The 18,286-nt window shown below is 61.1% G+C and carries 22 protein-coding genes; 14 read left to right on the top strand and 8 right to left on the bottom strand.

Annotation, left to right across the window (positions count from 1 at the left end; genetic code table 11):
• Positions 1 to 32 precede the first annotated feature (32 nt).
• Complete coding sequence (locus tag BS627_RS08615) at positions 33 to 968, bottom strand: DUF2336 domain-containing protein (RefSeq protein ID WP_245307052.1); 936 nt, start codon at positions 966 to 968, stop codon at positions 33 to 35.
• A 561-nt stretch (positions 969 to 1,529) separates the two neighbouring features.
• On the opposite strand from BS627_RS08615, the gene BS627_RS08610 reads away from it, so the two are divergent.
• Entirely contained in the window at positions 1,530 to 1,718 is a 189-nt protein-coding gene (locus tag BS627_RS08610; protein ID WP_162854287.1) for a hypothetical protein, read from the top strand.
• Positions 1,719 to 1,737: 19 nt separating this feature from the next.
• On the opposite strand, the gene BS627_RS08605 is transcribed toward BS627_RS08610, so the two are convergent.
• Together BS627_RS08605 and BS627_RS08600 are read right to left on the bottom strand one after the other, a co-directional pair.
• On the bottom strand, positions 1,738 to 2,286 hold the full coding sequence (locus BS627_RS08605) for a DUF1254 domain-containing protein (protein ID WP_077982692.1): 549 nt from the start codon (positions 2,284 to 2,286) through the stop codon (positions 1,738 to 1,740).
• Entirely contained in the window at positions 2,279 to 2,866 is a 588-nt protein-coding gene (locus BS627_RS08600) for a DUF1214 domain-containing protein (RefSeq protein ID WP_077982691.1), read from the bottom strand. The genes BS627_RS08605 and BS627_RS08600 overlap by 8 nt, the downstream gene beginning before the upstream one ends.
• Positions 2,867 to 2,977: 111 nt before the next feature.
• On the opposite strand from BS627_RS08600, the gene BS627_RS08595 reads away from it, so the two are divergent.
• The gene (locus BS627_RS08595) at positions 2,978 to 4,366 is read left to right on the top strand and encodes a M20 family metallopeptidase (RefSeq protein WP_077982690.1); all 1,389 of its coding nucleotides are present in this window, start codon (positions 2,978 to 2,980) and stop codon (positions 4,364 to 4,366) included.
• Here BS627_RS08595 and BS627_RS08590 read toward each other — a convergent pair.
• A complete protein-coding gene (locus tag BS627_RS08590) occupies positions 4,363 to 4,971 on the bottom strand; it encodes a LysE/ArgO family amino acid transporter (RefSeq protein ID WP_077982689.1) in 609 nt (202 codons plus the stop codon). The two genes, BS627_RS08595 and BS627_RS08590, sit on opposite strands and share 4 nt — an antisense overlap.
• Positions 4,972 to 5,257: 286 nt before the next feature.
• On the opposite strand from BS627_RS08590, the gene BS627_RS08585 reads away from it, so the two are divergent.
• Positions 5,258 to 6,157 (top strand): LysR family transcriptional regulator ArgP, encoded by a 900-nt coding sequence (locus BS627_RS08585; protein ID WP_077982688.1) that lies wholly within the window; start codon positions 5,258 to 5,260, stop codon positions 6,155 to 6,157.
• A 205-nt stretch (positions 6,158 to 6,362) separates the two neighbouring features.
• Here the strand turns inward: BS627_RS08585 and BS627_RS08580 are convergent, their stop codons facing one another.
• Positions 6,363 to 8,555 (bottom strand): transglycosylase domain-containing protein, encoded by a 2,193-nt coding sequence (locus tag BS627_RS08580; protein WP_077982687.1) that lies wholly within the window; start codon positions 8,553 to 8,555, stop codon positions 6,363 to 6,365.
• Between the two features lie 253 nt (positions 8,556 to 8,808).
• Between BS627_RS08580 and BS627_RS08575 the strand changes: the two genes are divergently transcribed.
• Both BS627_RS08575 and blaOXA read left to right on the top strand, forming a co-directional pair.
• On the top strand, positions 8,809 to 9,300 hold the full coding sequence (locus BS627_RS08575) for a YcgN family cysteine cluster protein (RefSeq protein ID WP_077982686.1): 492 nt from the start codon (positions 8,809 to 8,811) through the stop codon (positions 9,298 to 9,300).
• A gap of 169 nt (positions 9,301 to 9,469) precedes the next feature.
• Complete coding sequence (gene blaOXA / locus BS627_RS08570) at positions 9,470 to 10,294, top strand: class D beta-lactamase (RefSeq protein WP_077982685.1); 825 nt, start codon at positions 9,470 to 9,472, stop codon at positions 10,292 to 10,294.
• Between the two features lie 34 nt (positions 10,295 to 10,328).
• On the opposite strand, the gene BS627_RS08565 is transcribed toward blaOXA, so the two are convergent.
• Both BS627_RS08565 and BS627_RS08560 read right to left on the bottom strand, forming a co-directional pair.
• On the bottom strand, positions 10,329 to 10,664 hold the full coding sequence (locus tag BS627_RS08565; RefSeq protein WP_077982684.1) for a type II toxin-antitoxin system YafQ family toxin: 336 nt from the start codon (positions 10,662 to 10,664) through the stop codon (positions 10,329 to 10,331).
• Complete coding sequence (locus BS627_RS08560) at positions 10,661 to 10,936, bottom strand: type II toxin-antitoxin system RelB/DinJ family antitoxin (protein ID WP_077982683.1); 276 nt, start codon at positions 10,934 to 10,936, stop codon at positions 10,661 to 10,663. The genes BS627_RS08565 and BS627_RS08560 overlap by 4 nt, the downstream gene beginning before the upstream one ends.
• A gap of 107 nt (positions 10,937 to 11,043) precedes the next feature.
• Between BS627_RS08560 and BS627_RS08555 the strand changes: the two genes are divergently transcribed.
• The 8 genes from BS627_RS08555 (at position 11,044) to BS627_RS08520 (ending at position 16,471) form a co-directional block, all read left to right on the top strand.
• Entirely contained in the window at positions 11,044 to 11,652 is a 609-nt protein-coding gene (locus BS627_RS08555; protein WP_077983008.1) for a class I SAM-dependent DNA methyltransferase, read from the top strand.
• 175 nt (positions 11,653 to 11,827) lie between these two features.
• On the top strand, positions 11,828 to 14,410 hold the full coding sequence (locus tag BS627_RS08550) for a heavy metal translocating P-type ATPase (protein WP_165691179.1): 2,583 nt from the start codon (positions 11,828 to 11,830) through the stop codon (positions 14,408 to 14,410).
• Entirely contained in the window at positions 14,407 to 14,829 is a 423-nt protein-coding gene (gene cueR / locus BS627_RS08545; RefSeq protein WP_006311241.1) for a Cu(I)-responsive transcriptional regulator, read from the top strand. Before BS627_RS08550 ends, cueR begins: the two co-directional genes overlap by 4 nt.
• Positions 14,830 to 14,882: 53 nt before the next feature.
• Complete coding sequence (locus tag BS627_RS08540) at positions 14,883 to 15,083, top strand: heavy-metal-associated domain-containing protein (protein ID WP_077982682.1); 201 nt, start codon at positions 14,883 to 14,885, stop codon at positions 15,081 to 15,083.
• A gap of 68 nt (positions 15,084 to 15,151) precedes the next feature.
• Positions 15,152 to 15,418, top strand: a complete 267-nt coding sequence (gene mazE / locus BS627_RS08535; RefSeq protein WP_059753836.1) for a type II toxin-antitoxin system antitoxin MazE — start codon at positions 15,152 to 15,154, stop codon at positions 15,416 to 15,418.
• Positions 15,418 to 15,777, top strand: coding sequence for a type II toxin-antitoxin system toxin MazF (mazF, locus tag BS627_RS08530; protein ID WP_077982681.1), 360 nt, complete (start codon positions 15,418 to 15,420; stop codon positions 15,775 to 15,777). The genes mazE and mazF overlap by 1 nt, the downstream gene beginning before the upstream one ends.
• A gap of 69 nt (positions 15,778 to 15,846) precedes the next feature.
• A complete protein-coding gene (locus BS627_RS08525) occupies positions 15,847 to 16,116 on the top strand; it encodes a ribbon-helix-helix domain-containing protein (protein WP_077982680.1) in 270 nt (89 codons plus the stop codon).
• Positions 16,106 to 16,471 carry a KluB gene (locus BS627_RS08520; RefSeq protein WP_077982679.1) on the top strand — a complete coding sequence of 122 codons (366 nt, stop codon included), beginning with the start codon at positions 16,106 to 16,108 and terminating at the stop codon, positions 16,469 to 16,471. Before BS627_RS08525 ends, BS627_RS08520 begins: the two co-directional genes overlap by 11 nt.
• On the opposite strand, the gene BS627_RS24525 is transcribed toward BS627_RS08520, so the two are convergent.
• A complete protein-coding gene (locus BS627_RS24525; RefSeq protein ID WP_077982678.1) occupies positions 16,468 to 16,716 on the bottom strand; it encodes a hypothetical protein in 249 nt (82 codons plus the stop codon). The genes BS627_RS08520 and BS627_RS24525 overlap by 4 nt on opposite strands.
• A gap of 176 nt (positions 16,717 to 16,892) precedes the next feature.
• Here BS627_RS24525 and BS627_RS08510 point away from each other — a divergent pair, with 176 nt between their 5' ends.
• Positions 16,893 to 18,281, top strand: a complete 1,389-nt coding sequence (locus BS627_RS08510; protein WP_173989587.1) for an MFS transporter — start codon at positions 16,893 to 16,895, stop codon at positions 18,279 to 18,281.
• The last annotated feature ends 5 nt before the right edge of the window (positions 18,282 to 18,286 follow it).

Below are 18,286 nucleotides of genomic sequence, written 5' to 3'. Positions count from 1 at the left end.
TTCAATCCGTGAAGGCGCAAGGCCAGACCTGATTATCCTTGCGTCCCGGTTCTTTGCGCAGACGGTGTGTTGTGGCCCGGTCGTTCGCGGCCATGCGTATAGCTGTCGGCCCGCCGCCAGCTTTCCAGCCGCTCTTCGCATTCCACGATGTCGAGACCGTCGAGCAGGGCTTCGGCACGGTTCATATCGCCTGCGACGGCGGAAAGATGCGGATAGAAACATTGCAGCACGAAAGCCGCCTCGGAGAATTCCATGCCAAGGCCGGTCAGCGTCGTTGCCAGCTGCGCGCCTGATATATCGAGCATGATGCGCTCCGACAGCCAGTAGCTGGAGGAGAGAGAATCCGCCAGCGTCACCGCGAATTGCCGGGCGTTGCGCTCGCGGGCGAAACGCACCAGCAGCGCTTCCTGCACCTCGCTCAGCCGGCGAAGGCCGAGAACGTCGCTTTCCGGGCGGTTGAGGTGATGCGCCATCTGCTTGATCCGCTGGCGCATTTCCTCTTCGAGCGCGGAGGCGGCGGCGATGTTGTCCGTCTTTTCTTCCGCTTTCGGCTCTTCAGGGCTTTCCGCCGCCTGCGGTTCGGCAGCCGTCGTCTGTTCATCCGGCCGCTTCAGATCTTCGGCATGACGCAGCCCGACAAGCGCGTCGATGACGGTGGGGGAAAGGTCCTCGCGGCGCACGATGGCGCGCGCATGCGCCGCACCTTGCGTGCGGGCAATGGTGATCAGCGTGTCGTCATCGAGGCATTTGGAGGAAATGAGGAATGGCGCTGCAAGCGAAATCGGCTGGCAGGCGATGAAGAAGGCGACAGCCGAAGGCACGCTCGGATGCTGCGAGAGCGCGGCGATCGCCTCCCGCTTGGCTTCATCGGTGGAGGCGTTGAAAAGCGGCATGAAAAGTTCGGCGAACTGCCGAAGGTCCGTTTTTGACGGATGCGAAACATTCTCGAAATTCGTCACGGTGGCCATCAGCACCACATCTTTCTTCCTCACGGCTCTTGGCCTCTCAAGTTCTCGAAACCGGTCGGTCAACGCACTACCCAACAAACGCAAACACAATATCGGCTCAAATTAGAGCAAATGCGTTGACGCCCTGTTAACTATGGGGGGTGGCAAGAGAGAATCCGCATCTTTCAACAAGGAAATTTTAAAACCTTGATGACGGACGCAGGACCGTGGAACTTTACCGCATCGCCTTTGTTTTCAAGGCGGGCAGCTCCGGCCGGAATAAGTTGGGGTCCGGCAATTAAGGTTAACGGATCATTAACCTCTGTCTGTTTGTAATTTCATGGGCAGTATTAGGATTCCATGTTATTCTTATCGACGGAATAAATGAGAAAATGGCATGTGAAGCCTGAATCTGCGCACGGTCCCTTTATAAGAATCGCCTTGGATTTTTGGATCGTGCGAAAACCAGTCTGTGGACTGGCCTATGCGCAATGTGATGGTGATGAAATTCCCGACGCAAGACGAGGCTTGCGCGGTTCCCATGGGCAACATTGACAATCATGTCCCGAAGAGGAGATGAGCATGGCAGAGATTATTCCAATCGGCGACGCCCGACGAAACCTGCGCCCCGCCGGCGCGGTGGCAACCGTGATCGGCCCGGCGAAAGTCGTGCTGTTTACCGGCGTGCGCTATGAAAAACGCGATACCGAGCCGACCGGAAAAGTCGCGCGCAAGGGCAAATCCGCAGCGGAAACTGCCCTCAAATCCTGACGGCGCACGACAACCGACGTTATTTCCACGCCGTCGGCTGGCATTTCGCCTCGTTCAGGAACCGTTCCGCCTCTTCGCCGAAACTCGGCTGCGGGACCATGGTCCGCAACACCACATATCCTTTCGTCTGATCCGATTCCGCCAGAATGGCCTGCGAAAGCGCGGGTGGTTGCGCCTTGCGGATGGCGGCGATCTGCACCGCATCCGCCACCAGAATATCCATCACCCCGCCGGCGGACGTGCGGTCATTCATGCTGAAAACCTCATTCGAGGCCTTGTCGTAAACCGCGACCGACCAGAAGGGCACGGCCCCGATGGCAGTCAGCCTGACCGGCTTGTCCTCGATATCGAAGGTGCAGACCGCGACCCGCATGAAGGGATCGCCGCTGCCAAGCGTCTTTTTCTCCGCCGTCTCTTCGAGCAGATGAAACTGATGCGGCTTTCCTTCCGCCACCGCGCGCGTATAGGCGTCGCGATTGCTGAAATGCGGTATCGCCAGAAGAATGATGACATGCAGCACGGCTGCGCCGACGAGACCGGTGAGGATGGCGAGCAGAACCCTAAGCATTGCCACACCCCAGCTTGCGGATTTGCGGCATGGAGATGTCGATCAGGCCGGAACTGCCCGCGACGGGCGTGTCGAGCAGGGTCATGACCAGCCTGAAGGTCTGGCCCTGCGGCACCGACAGCCAGTTATAGGTCTGGGCGTCAGCGGCGATGGTGATGTCGACGCCGCCATCGGCGCTGCGCAAAAGCGTGCGGGAATTCAGCGCGAAGGGCCGCCCCGCATCTTCCGCCAGCACATTGCCCTGCTGATCGGCGGTGTAAATCGTCCAGAACCGTGCGGGCGGCACGGCGCCGGCCAGCCGGTAGCGGCACTCGCCGCTCAAGCGTTGCCCATCGCTGTCGACGGAGGCGGTGAAGGCCAGCCCTTCCGCGGTTCCGTAAAGCAGCTTGCCGGCGTCGGCGCGGTGCGATTTGGCGTAAGGATCGGCCTCGATCGTCTGCGCCACGGGAAAGGCGTCCCAGGAGCCGACGCGGATCGATCCAAAGCCGGATGTCGCCTCAAGGGCTGCCAGCGTTGCGGCAATACCGCCGCCAAAGGCGATCAGAAGGGCGATGCCGACAAGGAATGGAACTCGGAACACGCTGTTTTCCCGTTTTTGAACAGGTCGAGGACTATCACTGATTCCCTGTTTGGAAAATGGCGCGGCTTGTTTAGTCTTCGTGAAAATGATCACAACCGGGGATATTCCATCATGTCGCGACAATCCGCAATCGACCGTGCCGCCGCCTGTTTTGACGATGGCGGCTTCGAGCGGGATTTGTCGCGACGCGTTTTGCGACGGACCGAAAGCCAGAATGAGGAGCAGGGCGAGGAACTGACGCTTTATCTGGAACAGGAAATGCTGCCCGCATTCGCCGCCATGGGTTTTTCCTGCACCATCCTGCGCGACCCGGCGGCGGATTTGCCGTTTCTGATCGCCGAGCGTTTCGAGGGCGACACGCTACCGACCGTGCTGGGATACGGCCACGGGGATGTGGTGCGCGGTCAGGACGAGGGCTGGGCCGAGGGCCTTTCGCCCTTTGTGATGTCTGAACGCAATGGCAGGTGGTATGGGCGCGGCACGGCCGACAACAAGGGACAGCATTCCGTCAATATGGCGGCGTTGAAGGCCGTGCTCGAGACACGCGGCAGGCTTGGTTTCAACGCCAAATATCTGATCGAGATGGGCGAGGAGAGGGGATCTCCCGGCCTGAGGGAGATTTGCCGGAACCATGGCGAGCGGCTGAAAGCCGATCTTCTGATCGCCTCCGACGGCCCGCGCCTGAATGCGGAACGACCGACGGTTTTTCTCGGCGCGCGCGGCGGCATCACCTTCGATCTGGTGATCGAGGCGCGTGAGGGCGGCCATCATTCCGGCAATTGGGGCGGGGCGCTCTCCAATCCCGGCGTGCAGCTGGCCCATGCCGTCGCAAGTCTCGTCGGCCCGACCGGCCAGATCCGCGTGCCGGAACTGGCGCCGGAGGAATTGCCGAAAGCGGTGCGTGAGGCTCTTGCCGATTGTGAAATCGATGGCGGGCCGGACGGCCCGAAGATCGATCCGGACTGGGGCGAGCCCGGCCTTTCCACCGCCGAGCGGGTGTTCGGCTGGTGCGCGCTGGAAGTGCTGGCTTTCGAGACCGGCAATCCGCGTGCGCCGGTCAACGCCATTCCGCCTCGGGCGTGGGCGCGGCTGCAATTGCGCTTCGTTGTCGGTATCGATCCGGAGGCGGTTCTGCCCGCCGTGCGGCGTCATCTCGACCGGCAGGGTTTTGCCATGGTGGAAATCGCGCCTGCCGGCGACGAGATTTTCCGCGCGACCCGGCTCGATCCGCAGGATCCATGGGTGGATTTCACGCTGCGCTCCATTGCCCGCACCACGGGCAGAAAACCGGCGCTTCTGCCCAATCTCGGCGGTTCGCTGCCCAACGATATCTTTGCCGATATCCTCAAACTGCGCACCATCTGGGTGCCACATTCCTATCCCGGCTGCTCGCAGCATGCGCCGAACGAACATTTGCCGAAGGAGATCGTACGCGAGGCGCTTACCCTTATGGCCGGGCTCTATTGGGATATCGGAGCCGGCGACACGCCGCCGCTTTAGGCCCCCATGACAAGCTTGAAGGCGATGGCCCACATGGTGACGGCGATGACGCCTTCAAGAATGCGCCAGGCGGAGGGTTTTTCAAAGATTGGCCGCAGCCAGCGCGCGCCGTAACCAAGTGAAAAGAAGAACACCAGCGAACCGGTGGCCGCGCCTGCCGCGAAGGTTTTTTCGAAGCCGGGAAACTGCGTTGAAATGGTGCCGAGCAGCACGACGGTATCCAGATAGACATGCGGATTGAGAAAGGTCAGCGCGAGACAAATGGCCAAAGTCTGCCACAGGCTCGCCTCCTGCCGCTCCGACACCGAAAGCGCCGCGTAAGAGCGCAGCGCCGAATGCAGGCTTTTGGCGCCATACCAGACGAGGAAAGCGGCCCCCGCATAACGCATGATGGGATCGAGCGCCGGCATGATGGCGCTGATCCGCTGAAAGCCGAACACGCCCACCGTAATCAACAGCGCATCGGCAAGGGCGCAGGTGGTGCAGACGGCAAACACATGCGAACGCGCCAGCCCTTGTTTCAGCACAAACGCATTCTGCGCGCCGATGGCGACGATGAGGCTGAGGCCCATCGTCAGGCCGGTGAAGAAAATCTGGATGTCCATGCGCGTCGCGGCCCCTGCCTCTGTCCATTGTGGAATGGCCGGGGGCGTTGCTCCCGACCGAGTGCTTGGATATTTCCGCCAGATGGTTTAATCCAGTTAAATAAACTCAATCCAGATAAGCTGAGCTAATGGCGCACTTCTCTCTTCAACGTCTCGATTTTCCGCCACGTTGCCATCTCTCCACCGTCATTCCTGTTCCCCGGAACAAGAATGAGGGAAGGAGAGGCCGTCGCCTATGGCTTCCAAGGCCATCACGCCACCTCCAAACCCCGCATGAGGTGCCGTAATGCTCGACTATCCCTCCATGCGGGCCGTGGCGCTCGTGGCCCAGACCGGCAGCTTCGAAAAGGCGGCGCAGGTGCTGTGCGTCACGCCATCGGCCGTCTCCCAGCGCATCAAGCAACTGGAGGAGCGGCTGGGTGTGGTGCTGATCGTGCGCGGCAACCCCTGCGTGGCGACGGAAAAGGGCGAATGGCTCTGCCGTCACATCGATCATGTCGGCATGCTGGAAAGCGAATTGTTCCGACAGCTTCCGGTGCTGGCGGAAGCCGGCGCAGCGCAGGAGCGCGTGACGCTCAACATCGCCACAAACGCTGACAGCCTCGGCACATGGTTTCTGGATGCGGTTTCGAAATTCACCGGCGGCAGCGATTATCTCGTCAATATCGCGGTGGACGATCAGGACCACACGGTGGAATGGCTGCGCGGCGGCAGGGTGCTCGCCGCTGTCACGGCCCATGCCAAGCCTGTGCAGGGTTGCCGGGTAACGCCGCTCGGCGTGTTGCGCTATCATGCCACCGCCAGCCCGGATTTCATGGCCCGCCATTTCGCCGGAGGTGTCACGCCCGCCGCCCTTGCCCGCGCGCCCGGGCTCACCTTCAACCAGAAGGACAGGCTGCAGGCGAGTTGGGTCAGGAAGGTGCTGGGCGAGGAAATCGCCTATCCCACCCACTGGCTGCCTTCGACGGACGGTTTCGTGAAGGCGAGCCTTTCCGGCATGGGCTGGGGGCTCAATCCGGTGCAGCTTGTGGGGGATCACCTCAAGACGGGCAGGCTGGTGGAGGTCGTTCCCGGCACGCCGCTCGATATTCCGCTTTACTGGCAGGTCAACCGGCTCGCGGCGGAGCGGCTGGGGGTGTTGACGTCGCATGTGGTGGAGACGGCGAGGGGAGTGTTGTTGCGATAAGTTTCGGTTTGGAGAAGCGGTGGCGATGGGGTGCATGGCTTTACCCCCCTCTGCCCTGCCGGGCATCTCCCCCTCAAGGGGGGAGATCGACGCGCGGATAGGTCTCGCCCATCTCAACGTTTACGAATGAAGTGGCGGTAGCGCCTCCTGCCGATCTCCCCCCTTGAGGGGGAGATGCCCGGCAGGGCAGAGGGGGAGGTGAACCTCACCGCCGTGCCGCATCCTCCTTGCCCTCGCGCAACGACGCATCCGCCACTTTCTGCGTCGTCACACTCAAGGCCGAAGCGTCCTTCATCTTCCTGGCGATGGAGCGGATCACACGCGTTGCCTCGGCCGAGAGCGAGCGTGGGCGGGTGAGGGCCGGCAAAGCGGGGGCGCTGGCGGCTGCGGCCGCCACTTGCGCCGAAGGTTGCGGGCGCGCACCTGTCGGCAACGGGTTCTGGATGCCGGGAATGGGGCGCAGCTCCATGCCCTGATGGGCATAGTCCATCAGCCGCTTGAAAGTCATGGCCGGAAGCGCGCCTCCCGTCATATTGTTCATCGGCGTGAAATCGTCGTTCCCGAACCAGACGGCCGTGGTGTAATTGCCGGTGAAACCCACATACCAGGCATCGCGATAGGCCTGCGAGGTGCCGGTCTTGCCGCCGGAAACGATGCCGTTATCCAGCGCGCCGCGCCGGGCCGTGCCCATGACCGGAATGGTCACCAGCATCTGGTTCATCTTCGAATTGGCGTCTTCGGAAAGCACCCGTTTGGCGGGCGCTTCGTTGTGGCTGAAATCGTAGAGGACATTGCCCTCGTAATCCAGCACCTGCTCGATGCCGTGGCGGCGCGACTGCATGCCGTCGGCAGGGAAAACGGCATAGGCGGTGGCCTGATCGAGCACCGTGACTTCCGATGTCCCGAGCGGAATCGTCTTGTCGCTACGCAGCGGCGTGGCGACACCCATGGCCTTGGCGGTATCGACGATGACCTGCGTGCCGAGCACGTCCTTGGCAAGACGCACGGGCACGGTGTTGTAGGATTTGGCGAGCGCCATCTGCAGCGTCACCTTGCCGGCATAGGAGCGGCCGTAATTCTGCGGCGACCAGCCGCGCCAGGTCACCGGCGCGTCGGAGATCAGCGTCTCCGGCTTCATGCCCTTTTCCATGGCGGCCGAGTAGGTGTAGACCTTGAAGGAGGAGCCCGGCTGGCGCAGCGCCGCCGTGGCGCGGTTGAACTGGCTTTCGCCATAGTCGCGCCCGCCGACCATGGCGCGCACGCCGCCGCCGTTCTCGATCATCACCATCGCGCCCTGCTTGACGCGGTAACCTTCGCCGAATTCGCGCAGGCCCATTTCCATCGCCTGCTCGGCCGCCTGCTGCAGGCCGGTATCGATTGTGGTGCGCACGACCACGGTGTGGTCCCTGAACTTGCCTTCGGCGGCCAGCCGCTGCACCTCGTCAAAGGCCCAGTCGAGGAAATAATCAGGCGCCTTCACATCGGCGCGGTCGATGACGGTGGCCGGGTTGCGCCGCGCGCCGATCACCTGCCCCTCGGTCATCAACCCGCTCTGCACCAGGTTGGACAGCACGGTGTTGGCGCGGGCACGCGCGGCGGGCAGGTTGACATGCGGCGCATATTTGGCCGGGGCCTTGAACAGGCCGGCCAGAATAGCGGATTCGGCGAGCGTCACGTCGGTGAGATTCTTGCCGAAATAAAACTGCGCCGCTGCCGCAGCACCAAAGGTGCCGCCGCCCATATAGGCGCGGTCGAGATAAAGGCTGAGGATTTCCTTCTTCGACATGTTGGTCTCGAGCCACAGCGCGAGGAAAGCTTCCTTGATCTTGCGCTCCAGCGAGCGCTCATTGGTGAGAAACAGGTTCTTGGCAAGCTGCTGCGTCAGCGTCGAGCCGCCCTGCACCACGCCGCCGGCGCGGGCATTTTCGCTCATGGCGCGGGCAAGGCCGATGAAATCGATGCCGAAATGGTCGAAGAAACGCCGGTCTTCAGTCGCCAGCACTGCCTTGATGAAATGATCCGGCATCTGGTCGATCGGAACGGAATCCTCGTGGATGATGCCGCGGTGGCCGATGGTGTTGCCGTAACGGTCGAGGAAGGTGACGGCGAAGTCGCCGCGATACCGCCAGTCCTTCTTGGTTTCCTCGAAGGCCGGCATGGCGAGCGCCAGAAGCACGACGGACCCCGCCGTTCCGAACGTCAGTGCGTCGCAGGTCAGGTTGACGAGAAGCTTCTTCCAGCCCCGCATATGCAGCTTGCGCGAGGCGATGGTGACGTCTTCCCAGAAATCCACCAGTCTTGCCGCAGCCGTCCACAGGCCGGAGTCGATGAAGCTATCGATCCGGAGCAGGATGTGCCGTTTTTTACGGCCTTTTTTTTCGTTTTTTTCTTCCTGCACCTGGCGATGTTTTCCTGTTCAACGCAACGCGATCATCGATATTCTGCGCTTCAACCCATTCCCGACGCAAAACCGTGGCATGGTTGTGTCGGAAGTGCTTGACGCGGCGGCCTTTCGCGGGCCAATGACCCCCAGCCGCCTGCCAATATGCTAAAATATCGTACAAACCAGCCCTTGGCGATACGATATAAAGGATTAGGGACCGGTTAAACACTCCCGTCCAAGAGATCAAAATGAAACGGAAATGTTAACGATGAATGACGCGCCGTTCTGGAAAACCAAATCACTCACGGAGATGACCGGCGAGGAATGGGAAAGCCTGTGCGACGGCTGCGGCCTATGCTGTCTGAACAAGCTGGAAGACTGGGACACCGGCGAAGTCGTGTTCACCTCGGTCCGCTGCGTGCTGCTCGACGGCGAGAGCTGTCGATGCTCCGATTACGAAAACCGCCGCGCCACGGTGCCGGACTGTATCCAGCTCGACCTGAAGAAGGTGCATGAGATCGGCTGGTTGCCGCCAACCTGTGCCTATGCGCTGGTGCGCGACGGCAAGGATCTCTACTGGTGGCATTATCTCGTCTCCGGCGATACGCAAACGGTGCATCAGGCCGGCATTTCCGCCCGCGGCCGCACCGTCAGCGAGGCCGATGTGGATGTTGACGACTTCGAGGATTATGTGGTCGACTGGCCCCTGACAGTGGGTGAGACGGTCGGCGAGAGGGCGGGCGAAAAGGAACGGACCTGACGGAAAACGTCAATTTTTGTTTGGTCCTATTCCTGCCCCATCCGTCTCCTAAAGGCATGTCATCCGAAAGCGTGTCACGGTTTCGGGGTACGACTTGTCTGAAAACAAAGACAGCTTCCGGCCATTCCGGCAAATGATCCGCAGAAGCGGACGAGGGACATCGAAACGCATGCGCTACCGGCTGCCCGCCATCGTTCTTTCATGCCTTGCCCTTCCGGGGCTCCTGCCGTTTTCCGCTGACGCCCAGCAACAGCCACAGGCCTTCGAATGCACGCTGGTCACGTCCATCGAGACCGGCGCCATCATCAACCAGCAGGGCGCCTGCGACCAGCGCGTGGCGCCGGCCTCCACCTTCAAGGTGCCGCTGGCGCTGATCGGTTACGACGCCGGCATCCTTCAGGATGAAAAGACGCCCGCCTGGGACTGGAAACCCGGCACAGAGGCGCGCGCCTCCGACCGCAAGACGGTCGATCCCTCCATATGGGAACAGGATTCGGTCCTGTGGTATTCGCGTGAGATCACCCGCCGCCTCGGTCCGGAAAAATTCGCCGCCTATGTGAAGCGTCTCGGTTACGGCAATGCCGATGTTTCCGGTGAGCCGGGCAAGAATAACGGCCTGACCCATTCCTGGCTCGGATCGTCGCTGACGGTCTCGCCGGTGGAACAGGTCGGCTTCCTGCGCCGCCTTCTGGCCGGCAATCTGCCGGTTTCGCGCGATGCGCAGGCGAAGACCAGGGCAATCGTGCCGGTCTTCGATGGGCCGGAAAGCTGGGCGGTGCACGGCAAGACCGGAACCGGCTACATGCGCGACGAAAAGGGCAATCCCGACCGCAACCGTCCCTTCGGCTGGTTCGTCGGCTGGGCGGAGCGCGAAGGCCAGCACATCGTCTTTGCGAGACTGCGCGTTTCCGACAAACCGTCAAACGAGCCACTCGGCCCCGCCGTGCGCGATGCCTTCCTGCGCGATATTCCCCGGCTGGCCGTGCACCGATAGCGAGATCGACCTCAATATCTTTCGGATTGCGCGTTTACCTGAAAAGCTCGGCGTGCGTTCCTGCGCGGGTGAAGATGAGAAGGTTCTGCTTCTCATCAAGTTTATAGATCAACAGAAAGTCCCCGCCGACATGGCATTCGCGATGATCGTGCCATTCTCCGGTCATTTCATGGTCACGAAACTGCGCCGGTAATGGCGCTTCGCCGGCGATGAGAAGGAGCATGATCTCCTTCAGTTTCACCATGTCATAGCGCCCGGAATTGTTCAGCCGTTGCCAGTCCTTGATAAATTGCCTGGTGAAATCCGAACTACGCGGCAACACCGTTCGTTTCGATGCCGCGTCTTTTCCGTGACCTTTTTTATCCGTCACCGTTTGTTACCATCAAGGGCGTCAAACAGGGCTTCCGCCGTGCCGAAACGATTGCGCCTGGCAGCCGCGATGGCGCGCGCTTCTTCAATCGCGGCGAGCGTTTCAGCGTTCGGTTGCGTCAGTTCTATCGGCAGTGCTTTTTCTCGGGCAATGCGCGTCAGCATCATTCGCATGACATCGGAAACAGTCAGCCCCAGACTGTCGAGCACGGCAGTCGCGTCATCCTTGAGCGCCTGATCGATGCGCGCTCTCACATAAGCATTTGCGGTCATGATCGACCTCCTTTGGATAATGCTGTATGTAGCTCAAATGAGCATCAGTTTCAATGTTCGATGCACAGGCAACGGGTTATCCTGAACTTGGGAAGGGACGAGCGGAAATGTCGAATGCCTCCTGCGATGTCATCGGGCTCTATACCGAACACGGGGCCGATTTCGACAGGCAGCGTGGACGCTCCCTTGCCGAAAAACCCTGGCTCGACAGGTTCATGTCGCTCTTGCCGAAGGGCGCGTCCATTCTCGATATTGGCTGCGGTTCCGGTGAGCCGATCGCCGGCTACTTCATCGCCAGCGGTTATGAGGTGACGGGCATCGATGCGTCCCTGCCGCTGGTCGAGCTTTGCCGGAAGAGATTTCCCGGCAACCTCTGGGCGGTTGCGGATATGCGAAAGCTGGCCCTCGGCCGCCGCTTCGACGGGTTGATCGCGTGGCACAGTTTTTTCCATCTGACGGTGGAGGATCAGCGCCGCATGTTCGGCATTTTCCACCAGCACGCCAATGACGGTGCGGCGTTGATGTTCACGGCCGGACCGGATCACGGGGAAGCGATCGGCACCTTTCAGGGCCGGCCGCTTTATCATGCGAGCCTTGCACGCGATGAATATGAAATCCTGCTCGCCGCGCACGGTTTCCGGCTTCTCGATCATGTCGTCAACGATCCCGGATGCGGCGGCGCCACGGTTTATCTGGCAAGACACACAGCCCTCTGAACGCGCTCGGCAGGCCCCGCCCGGTATCGGCTCCACAGATCGTATGATTGCGGCCAACGTCATATTTTGCAGCGGGGGGCCGCACTCACGATTGTGTGTTCGACAAAAAGTTTCCGCTTCCCTTGACCTTCCCATCATGGGAATCTCTACATAGGGTCTCGAAAGGGGATTTCCCATGAACGAGACAGTCAAACACGCCCATCGACATGAACCGGTTTCCATTCCCGTGGAAGGCATGACCTGCGCTTCCTGCGTGCGTCGGGTGGAAACGGCCGCGGCCAAGGTGCCGGGTGTCATGTCGAGTTCCGTGAACTTCGCCACGAAGAAGCTCACCGTCGAGCCGGCCGAAGGTTTTTCGGCCAGAACGCTTGATGCCGCCATCAAGAAGGTCGGTTACGACATCGCGCCGGAGCGTCACGAATTCGCGGTGGAAGGCTTGCGGGGCGAGGCTGAGGCCGGGCGGCTGAAGGCCGTTCTGGAAGCGGTCGCCACCACAATCGTCGTCAAGGTCGATGCGGTCTCCGGCAAGGCCTCCGTGGAAACGATTGGCGGCCGACGTGAACGGGATACGCTGGTGGAAACGGCAAAGCTCGCCGGTTTTGCGCTGAAGACGCCGGGACCGCGCGACAATTCCGCCCATCTAGGTCACGGCCAGCACCACGGACATCATCAGGGCCACGGTCAGATGGCGGCGGGCGAGACTGGCGGCCACGACCATATGCAGCATGCGGGCGAAGAGGGCGCGCTGAAACGCGACCTGACGATTGCCGCGATCCTGACCGCGCCGCTTTTCGTGCTGGAAATGGGCGGCCATCTCTATGAGCCGCTGCATCACTGGCTGATGGGCATCATCGAGACGCAGAACCTCTATTACATCTATTTCGTGTTGGCGACGGCGGTGATTTTCGGGCCGGGCCTGCGCTTTCTCAAGACCGGTTTTCCGGCCCTGCTGCGCGGTGCGCCGGAAATGAATTCGCTTGTGGCGCTGGGCGTCACGGCGGCTTACGCCTATTCCGTCGTGGCGACTTTCGCGCCCGATCTGCTGCCGGCGGAGGCGCAGTTCGTCTATTATGAAGCGGCAACCGTCATCGTGACGCTGATCCTGACCGGACGGCTTCTCGAAGCCCGCGCCAGCGGCCGCACGGGAGACGCCATCCGCAAGCTGATGAGCCTGCAGGCGAAGACTGCCCGCGTAGAGCGCGACGGCGCCACCATCGATATTTCCCCTGACGATCTGGTGATGGGCGATATCGTCGTCATCCGTCCCGGCGAGAGGCTGGCGGTCGATGGCGAAGTCGTCGAAGGCTCGTCCTATGTCGATGAGTCCATGATATCGGGCGAACCCGTGCCGGTGGAAAAGAAGATCGGCGCAACGGTCGTCGGCGGCACTATCAACAAGACAGGCGCCTTCAAGTTCAAGGCGACCAAGGTGGGCGCGGATACCATGCTGTCGCAGATCATCCGCATGGTGGAGGAGGCGCAAGGATCCAAGCTGCCGATCCAGCTGTTGGTGGACCGCGTCACCGCGCTTTTCGTGCCCGTTGTCATAGCAATCGCTGTTCTGACCTTCATCGTCTGGGCGATCTTCGGCCCCGAACCCGCCTATACATTCGCGCTGGTCAATGCGGTCGCGGTGCTCATCATCGCCTGCCCCTGCGCCATGGGTCTCGCCACGCCAACATCCATCATGGTCGGCACCGGTCGGGCGGCGGAGCTGGGCGTGCTGTTTCGCAAGGGGCAGGCGTTGCAGGAGCTACGTTCGGCTGAAATCGTCGTGGTCGACAAGACCGGCACTGTCACTAAGGGCCGCCCGGAACTGACCGATCTTGTGGTTGCCGAAGGATTTGCCGACAACGAGGTGCTGAGGCTGGTCGCCGCCGTCGAGGACCGCTCGGAACATCCGATTGCCGAAGCCATTGTCCGGGCTGCGGAAGAAAAGAATGTGACGACCCCGGCAGGACTCGAACCCACAACCGTCGAAAACTTCGAGAGCGTGACGGGTTACGGCATCGCCGCCACCGTCAATGGCCGCAGGCTGGAAGTCGGTGCGGATCGTTACATGGCCAAACTCGGCCATTCCGTCGATATTTTCGCTGAGGTCGCCGCAAGGCTGGGAGATGAAGGCAAGACGCCGCTTTATGCCGCCATTGACAACAGGCTGGTGGCCGCGATTGCCGTCGCCGATCCGCTGAAACCCTCGAGTATCGCTGCGATCAAAGCATTGCAGGCGATGGGCATAGAAGTGGCGATGGTGACGGGCGACAATGAACGCACGGCAAACGCCATAGCCCGGCAGGTCGGCATTTCCCGCGTGGTGGCGGAAGTACTGCCCGAGGGCAAGGTGAAGGCGATCCATGAGATGCGGGCAGGCGGCAAGGTGCTGGCCTTCGTGGGGGACGGCATTAACGATGCGCCGGCGCTCGCCGAAGCCGATATCGGCATTGCCGTCGGCACGGGCACGGATGTCGCCATCGAAAGCGCCGATGTGGTGCTGGTTGGCGGCGATCTTCTGGGCGCAGTCAACGCCATCGAGATGAGCCGGGCGACCATGCGCAACATCAAGGAAAACCTGTTCTGGGCCTTTGGTTATAACGTGGCGCTGATACCGGTTGCGGCGGGCGTGCTCTATCCGGCCTTCGGCATCACCCTGTCGCCGATGATCGGCGCGGGTGCGATGGCGCTCTCCAGCGTCTTCGTTCTCGCCAATGCGCTGAGATTGAAACGGGCGAAGGTGGTCCATCGGGAGGTGACGTCATGAATATCGGGCAGGCATCGGAAGCATCGGGCGTTTCCGCCAAGATGATCCGTTATTACGAGCAGATCGGCCTCATCACGCCGGCCGCCCGCACCGGCAATAATTACCGGGTCTATGGCGAGCAGGACGTGCACAATCTGCGCTTCATCAAGCGGGCGCGCACGCTCGGTTTCTCGCTGGAAGAAACCGAGACGCTGCTGAAACTCTGGCAGGACAAAAGCCGTGAGAGTTCGGCGGTGAAGGAAATCGCGCTCGTCCACATCGCCGATCTCGAGCAGAAGATCGCCGAGATGAAGAGCATGGTGAAAACGCTCTCTCATCTCGCCCATTGCTGCGGCGGCGACCACCGGCCCGATTGCCCCATCCTCGATGATCTCGCGGGTGCCGACAAGACAGACGGCAAGCCAGCCAGAACTCACTGAACTTTAATGACAACCGGCGCGACAATATCGCTACCGGCCAGAAGGAGAAAACCATGAGTGCAACCACCTTCCTCATTCCGGACATGACCTGCGGCCATTGCGAAAAGACGCTGCGCGGCGCTCTGACGGAAGTGCTTCCCGGCGCATCCGTCAGCATCGACCTCGATGCCCACAGACTGACGGTTATGGGCGATGCCGCAACCGCGGAAGCGGCGATCCGCGAAGCCGGTTATTCGCCGGAACGGGCGGGTTGAGGCACGACCTCCGTTTGCGCAGGCTTGAAAATGTGCTACATATATTGCACAAAATGGAGCGCAGACTGATGACCGTAACGACGAGAATAAGACGTCAGGGCGGTGCGGCGGTGATGACCATCCCGCCCGCTCTTTTGAAGATGCTGGGGCTGGAAATCGGTGAGCAACTGACGCTCGAGGTCGATAACGGCGCGCTGGTCGCAAGCCCGGTTCGGCAGGAAAAGAAGCGCTTCACGCTTGCCGAATTGCTGGAGGGGGCGGATGAAGTCGCCGCCCTCAATGCCAGCGCGCGGGAATGGGACGAAGCGCCGCCAGTCGGCAAAGAAGCTCTTTGATGGTCCGCAGTCAGGTTCCAAAACGTGGCGACGTTTATCTGGTCGACCTCAATCCTGTGATCGGCAGCGAAATCAGGGACGAACATCGTTGTATCGTCATCACGCCCAGAGAAATCAACGCGGTTGGACTGTGCCTTGTCGTTCCCGTGACGACGGGCGGAGTATTCACACGCAGGGCAGGGCTTGCCGTGAACATATCGGGCCATAAGACAACCGGTGTCGCACTATGCAACCAGGTGAGAAGCATGGACATTGTTGCCCGTGCCGCCCAGAAGAAAGCGAAATATATCGAAACCCTTGACGATGCGACGATCGACGAAATCGCCGGTCGTGTCATCAGCATGATCGATCCCGCCTGAGAACACCCATTGGAACAATGGGCGAAATATGCTACTGAGTAGTATCTCTTTTGAACCGGGAGTGCCACAGTGTCCGTCAAGGCGTCAGTTTCCATCTCCGATCAACAGGATAGCTTCGCCCGCAGGCTGGTGGAGGAAGGGCGTTATGCCAGCCTCAGTGCCGTCGTGCAGCGTGGGCTGGAACTGCTTCGGCAGGAAACGGAGCTGCGGGACGCCGAACTTGCCGCGCTTCGTGATTTGCTGGTTGAGCGAGGGCAGGGTGACTTCGTCTCCGTGGAAGACGGCAAGCAAAGAACGGCAGCGATGATAGCAGCCCGGAAGGCCAGCCATGGCCTTTAAGGTCCTGCGTTCGACGCAGACGGATCAGGACCTCGACCTCATTCTCGATCATCTTATCCAGTCCTATCTCGACCTCGGCGATGCCTTGCCAGCGGCTTTCACGCGCGCCGCGCGACGCGTGGGGTCGATTGAAGCGGACATGGAAGCGCTTCACAAAGCGCCTTTTCAGGGGACATTGTTGCCCGAAATATTACCCGGCCTTCGCCGGGTAACGAAAAATCAGGCTGTCTTTTATTTCGATGTCGATGAGGGCGAAAAGATCGTGCGTATTCTTGCAGTCTTTTTCGGCGGGCAGGATCATCTACGCCATATGCTCACCCGCCTTTCGTCCCGTCGCGCCCTGAATCTTCCCTAAACCTCGTCGAAAGCTCCGCCTTCCCGCGAAGGGTTGCGGTTGATCACCCGTTCCTCGGCATCGTCGGGCAGGGCCTCGTCGCTTTCCTGATAGGGGTCGTCCTCGGTCTCCGCCTCTTCTTCCTCGATTTCCTGTTCGATGGATTGCGGAATCTCTCCCTTGGCGGGCAGGGAGTCGATGTCGAGATCGAGCAAATCCTCGTCCATGGCGTCTTCGTTAAGGGGCAGGATTTTCTTGCGGTCCATGACGGTGTCCTTTCTGTCGGTCCTTCGGCAAACGAGCGGGCGCGCGGAGGGTTCCTGCCGTGCGGGATACCTTCAAAACAAATGACGTGAAAAAGTCGTCTTGACCTCAATGGTGCTTGAGGTTCTAGTTTGCCCGCCGTGCCTGAAAAAATGGAAAGGATACGGCTTTGTCGAGTATGGAAATGGTGGAGAAAAACGGCTGGGGCGAATTGCTGAGCGGGGCTAACCTCTCGCTTCTGACCGTCATCTCCTCAGGTATCGGCCTGCACGCTTTCAACCAGTTCGCGGTGGTGACGGCCTTGCCCGTGGCCGTCAACGAAATCGGCGGCGCTGCTTTCTATAGCTGGGCCTATAGTCTTTATTTCGTCGGTTCCGTCGCAGGCGGTGTCACCGCCGTGCTGTTCCGCGAACGTTTCGGCGCGCGCGCCGTCCTGCTTCTCTGCTGCCTGATATTTTCCTTCGGTTCGGTCCTTTCGGCAATCGCCGGCGACTTTTTGTGGGTCGTTATTGGCAGAGCCTTGCAGGGACTGGCCGACGGGCTGATCGTGGCCGTGTGTTACAGCCTCATTCCCGCCGGTTTCCGCTCCGGCCTGTTGCCGAAGGTCTTCGCGATCGAAGCGGCGATCTGGGCGGTCGCCTCCTTCATCGGTCCGCTGACCGGCGGTTTTGCCACCGAGCATATTTCCTGGCGCGCCACCTTCCTGCTGTCGGCGCCGCTGATCCTGCTGCTTCTGGCCTATACCGCGATTGCCGTTTCCGCTGAGCGGCCGGTTGCGGCGACGCGCAGACCGCTTGTGCCGCTGGTTCTCTGCCTTGTCGGCGCATTGGCCTTTTCCGCCCCTTCCGCCTTCGAGGATGCGAGCCTGCGGGCGCTCTCCCTGCTGGCGGGGGCAGCGCTGCTGTGGGCCTCTCTGCGGGCGGGCATCCGGCCTTCGATCGGGCTTTTCCCGAAGAATTCGTTCCGGCTGAAGACGGTGCTCGGCAGCGGTTTCTGGGTGTTGTTCCTGATGTCCTATGCCCATGCGCTGGGCAGCGTGTATCTCGCTTATGTCGCCATCAATCTGTGGCGGCATGAGCCGACCTTTGCCGGTTTCATCGTGGTGACGATGCCGCTTGCCTGGAGCTTTGTGGCAATGCTGATCGGCAGCCTGCGTTCTGCCCGTCTGCGGGAGATTTGCCTGCATTACGGTCCCTACCAGATGGTGCCGGGCTGCGCGCTGCTGGGGCTCGGGCTGGCGACCGGCAACTGGGGAGAAATGCTCGTCGGGCAAATCCTGATCGGATCGGCTTTTGGCATGTCCTGGGCCGGCATCAGTCAGGCCGCCATGGAGGCAGCTCCTGAGGAGGAGCGCAAGATGACGGGTGCGCTCTTGCCAACTGTCGCGACGCTGGGCGCCGCCGCCGGTGCGGGCGCCAGCGGCACCGTCGCCGCCGCTACCGATCTGGTGGGGCAGATCGAGCGGGCGGATGTGACGATGCCGATGGTTTATCTCTATGGGCTGGGTGTTATCGTATCGGTGCTGGCGATCATGACCGCCAGCGGATTGCGGGGCGAAAGGCGCTGAAGCAT

Source organism: Agrobacterium salinitolerans (assembly GCF_002008225.1).
Classification (GTDB): Bacteria; Pseudomonadota; Alphaproteobacteria; order Rhizobiales; family Rhizobiaceae; genus Agrobacterium; species Agrobacterium salinitolerans.
This window is presented reverse-complemented; position numbering and strand designations above follow the sequence as displayed.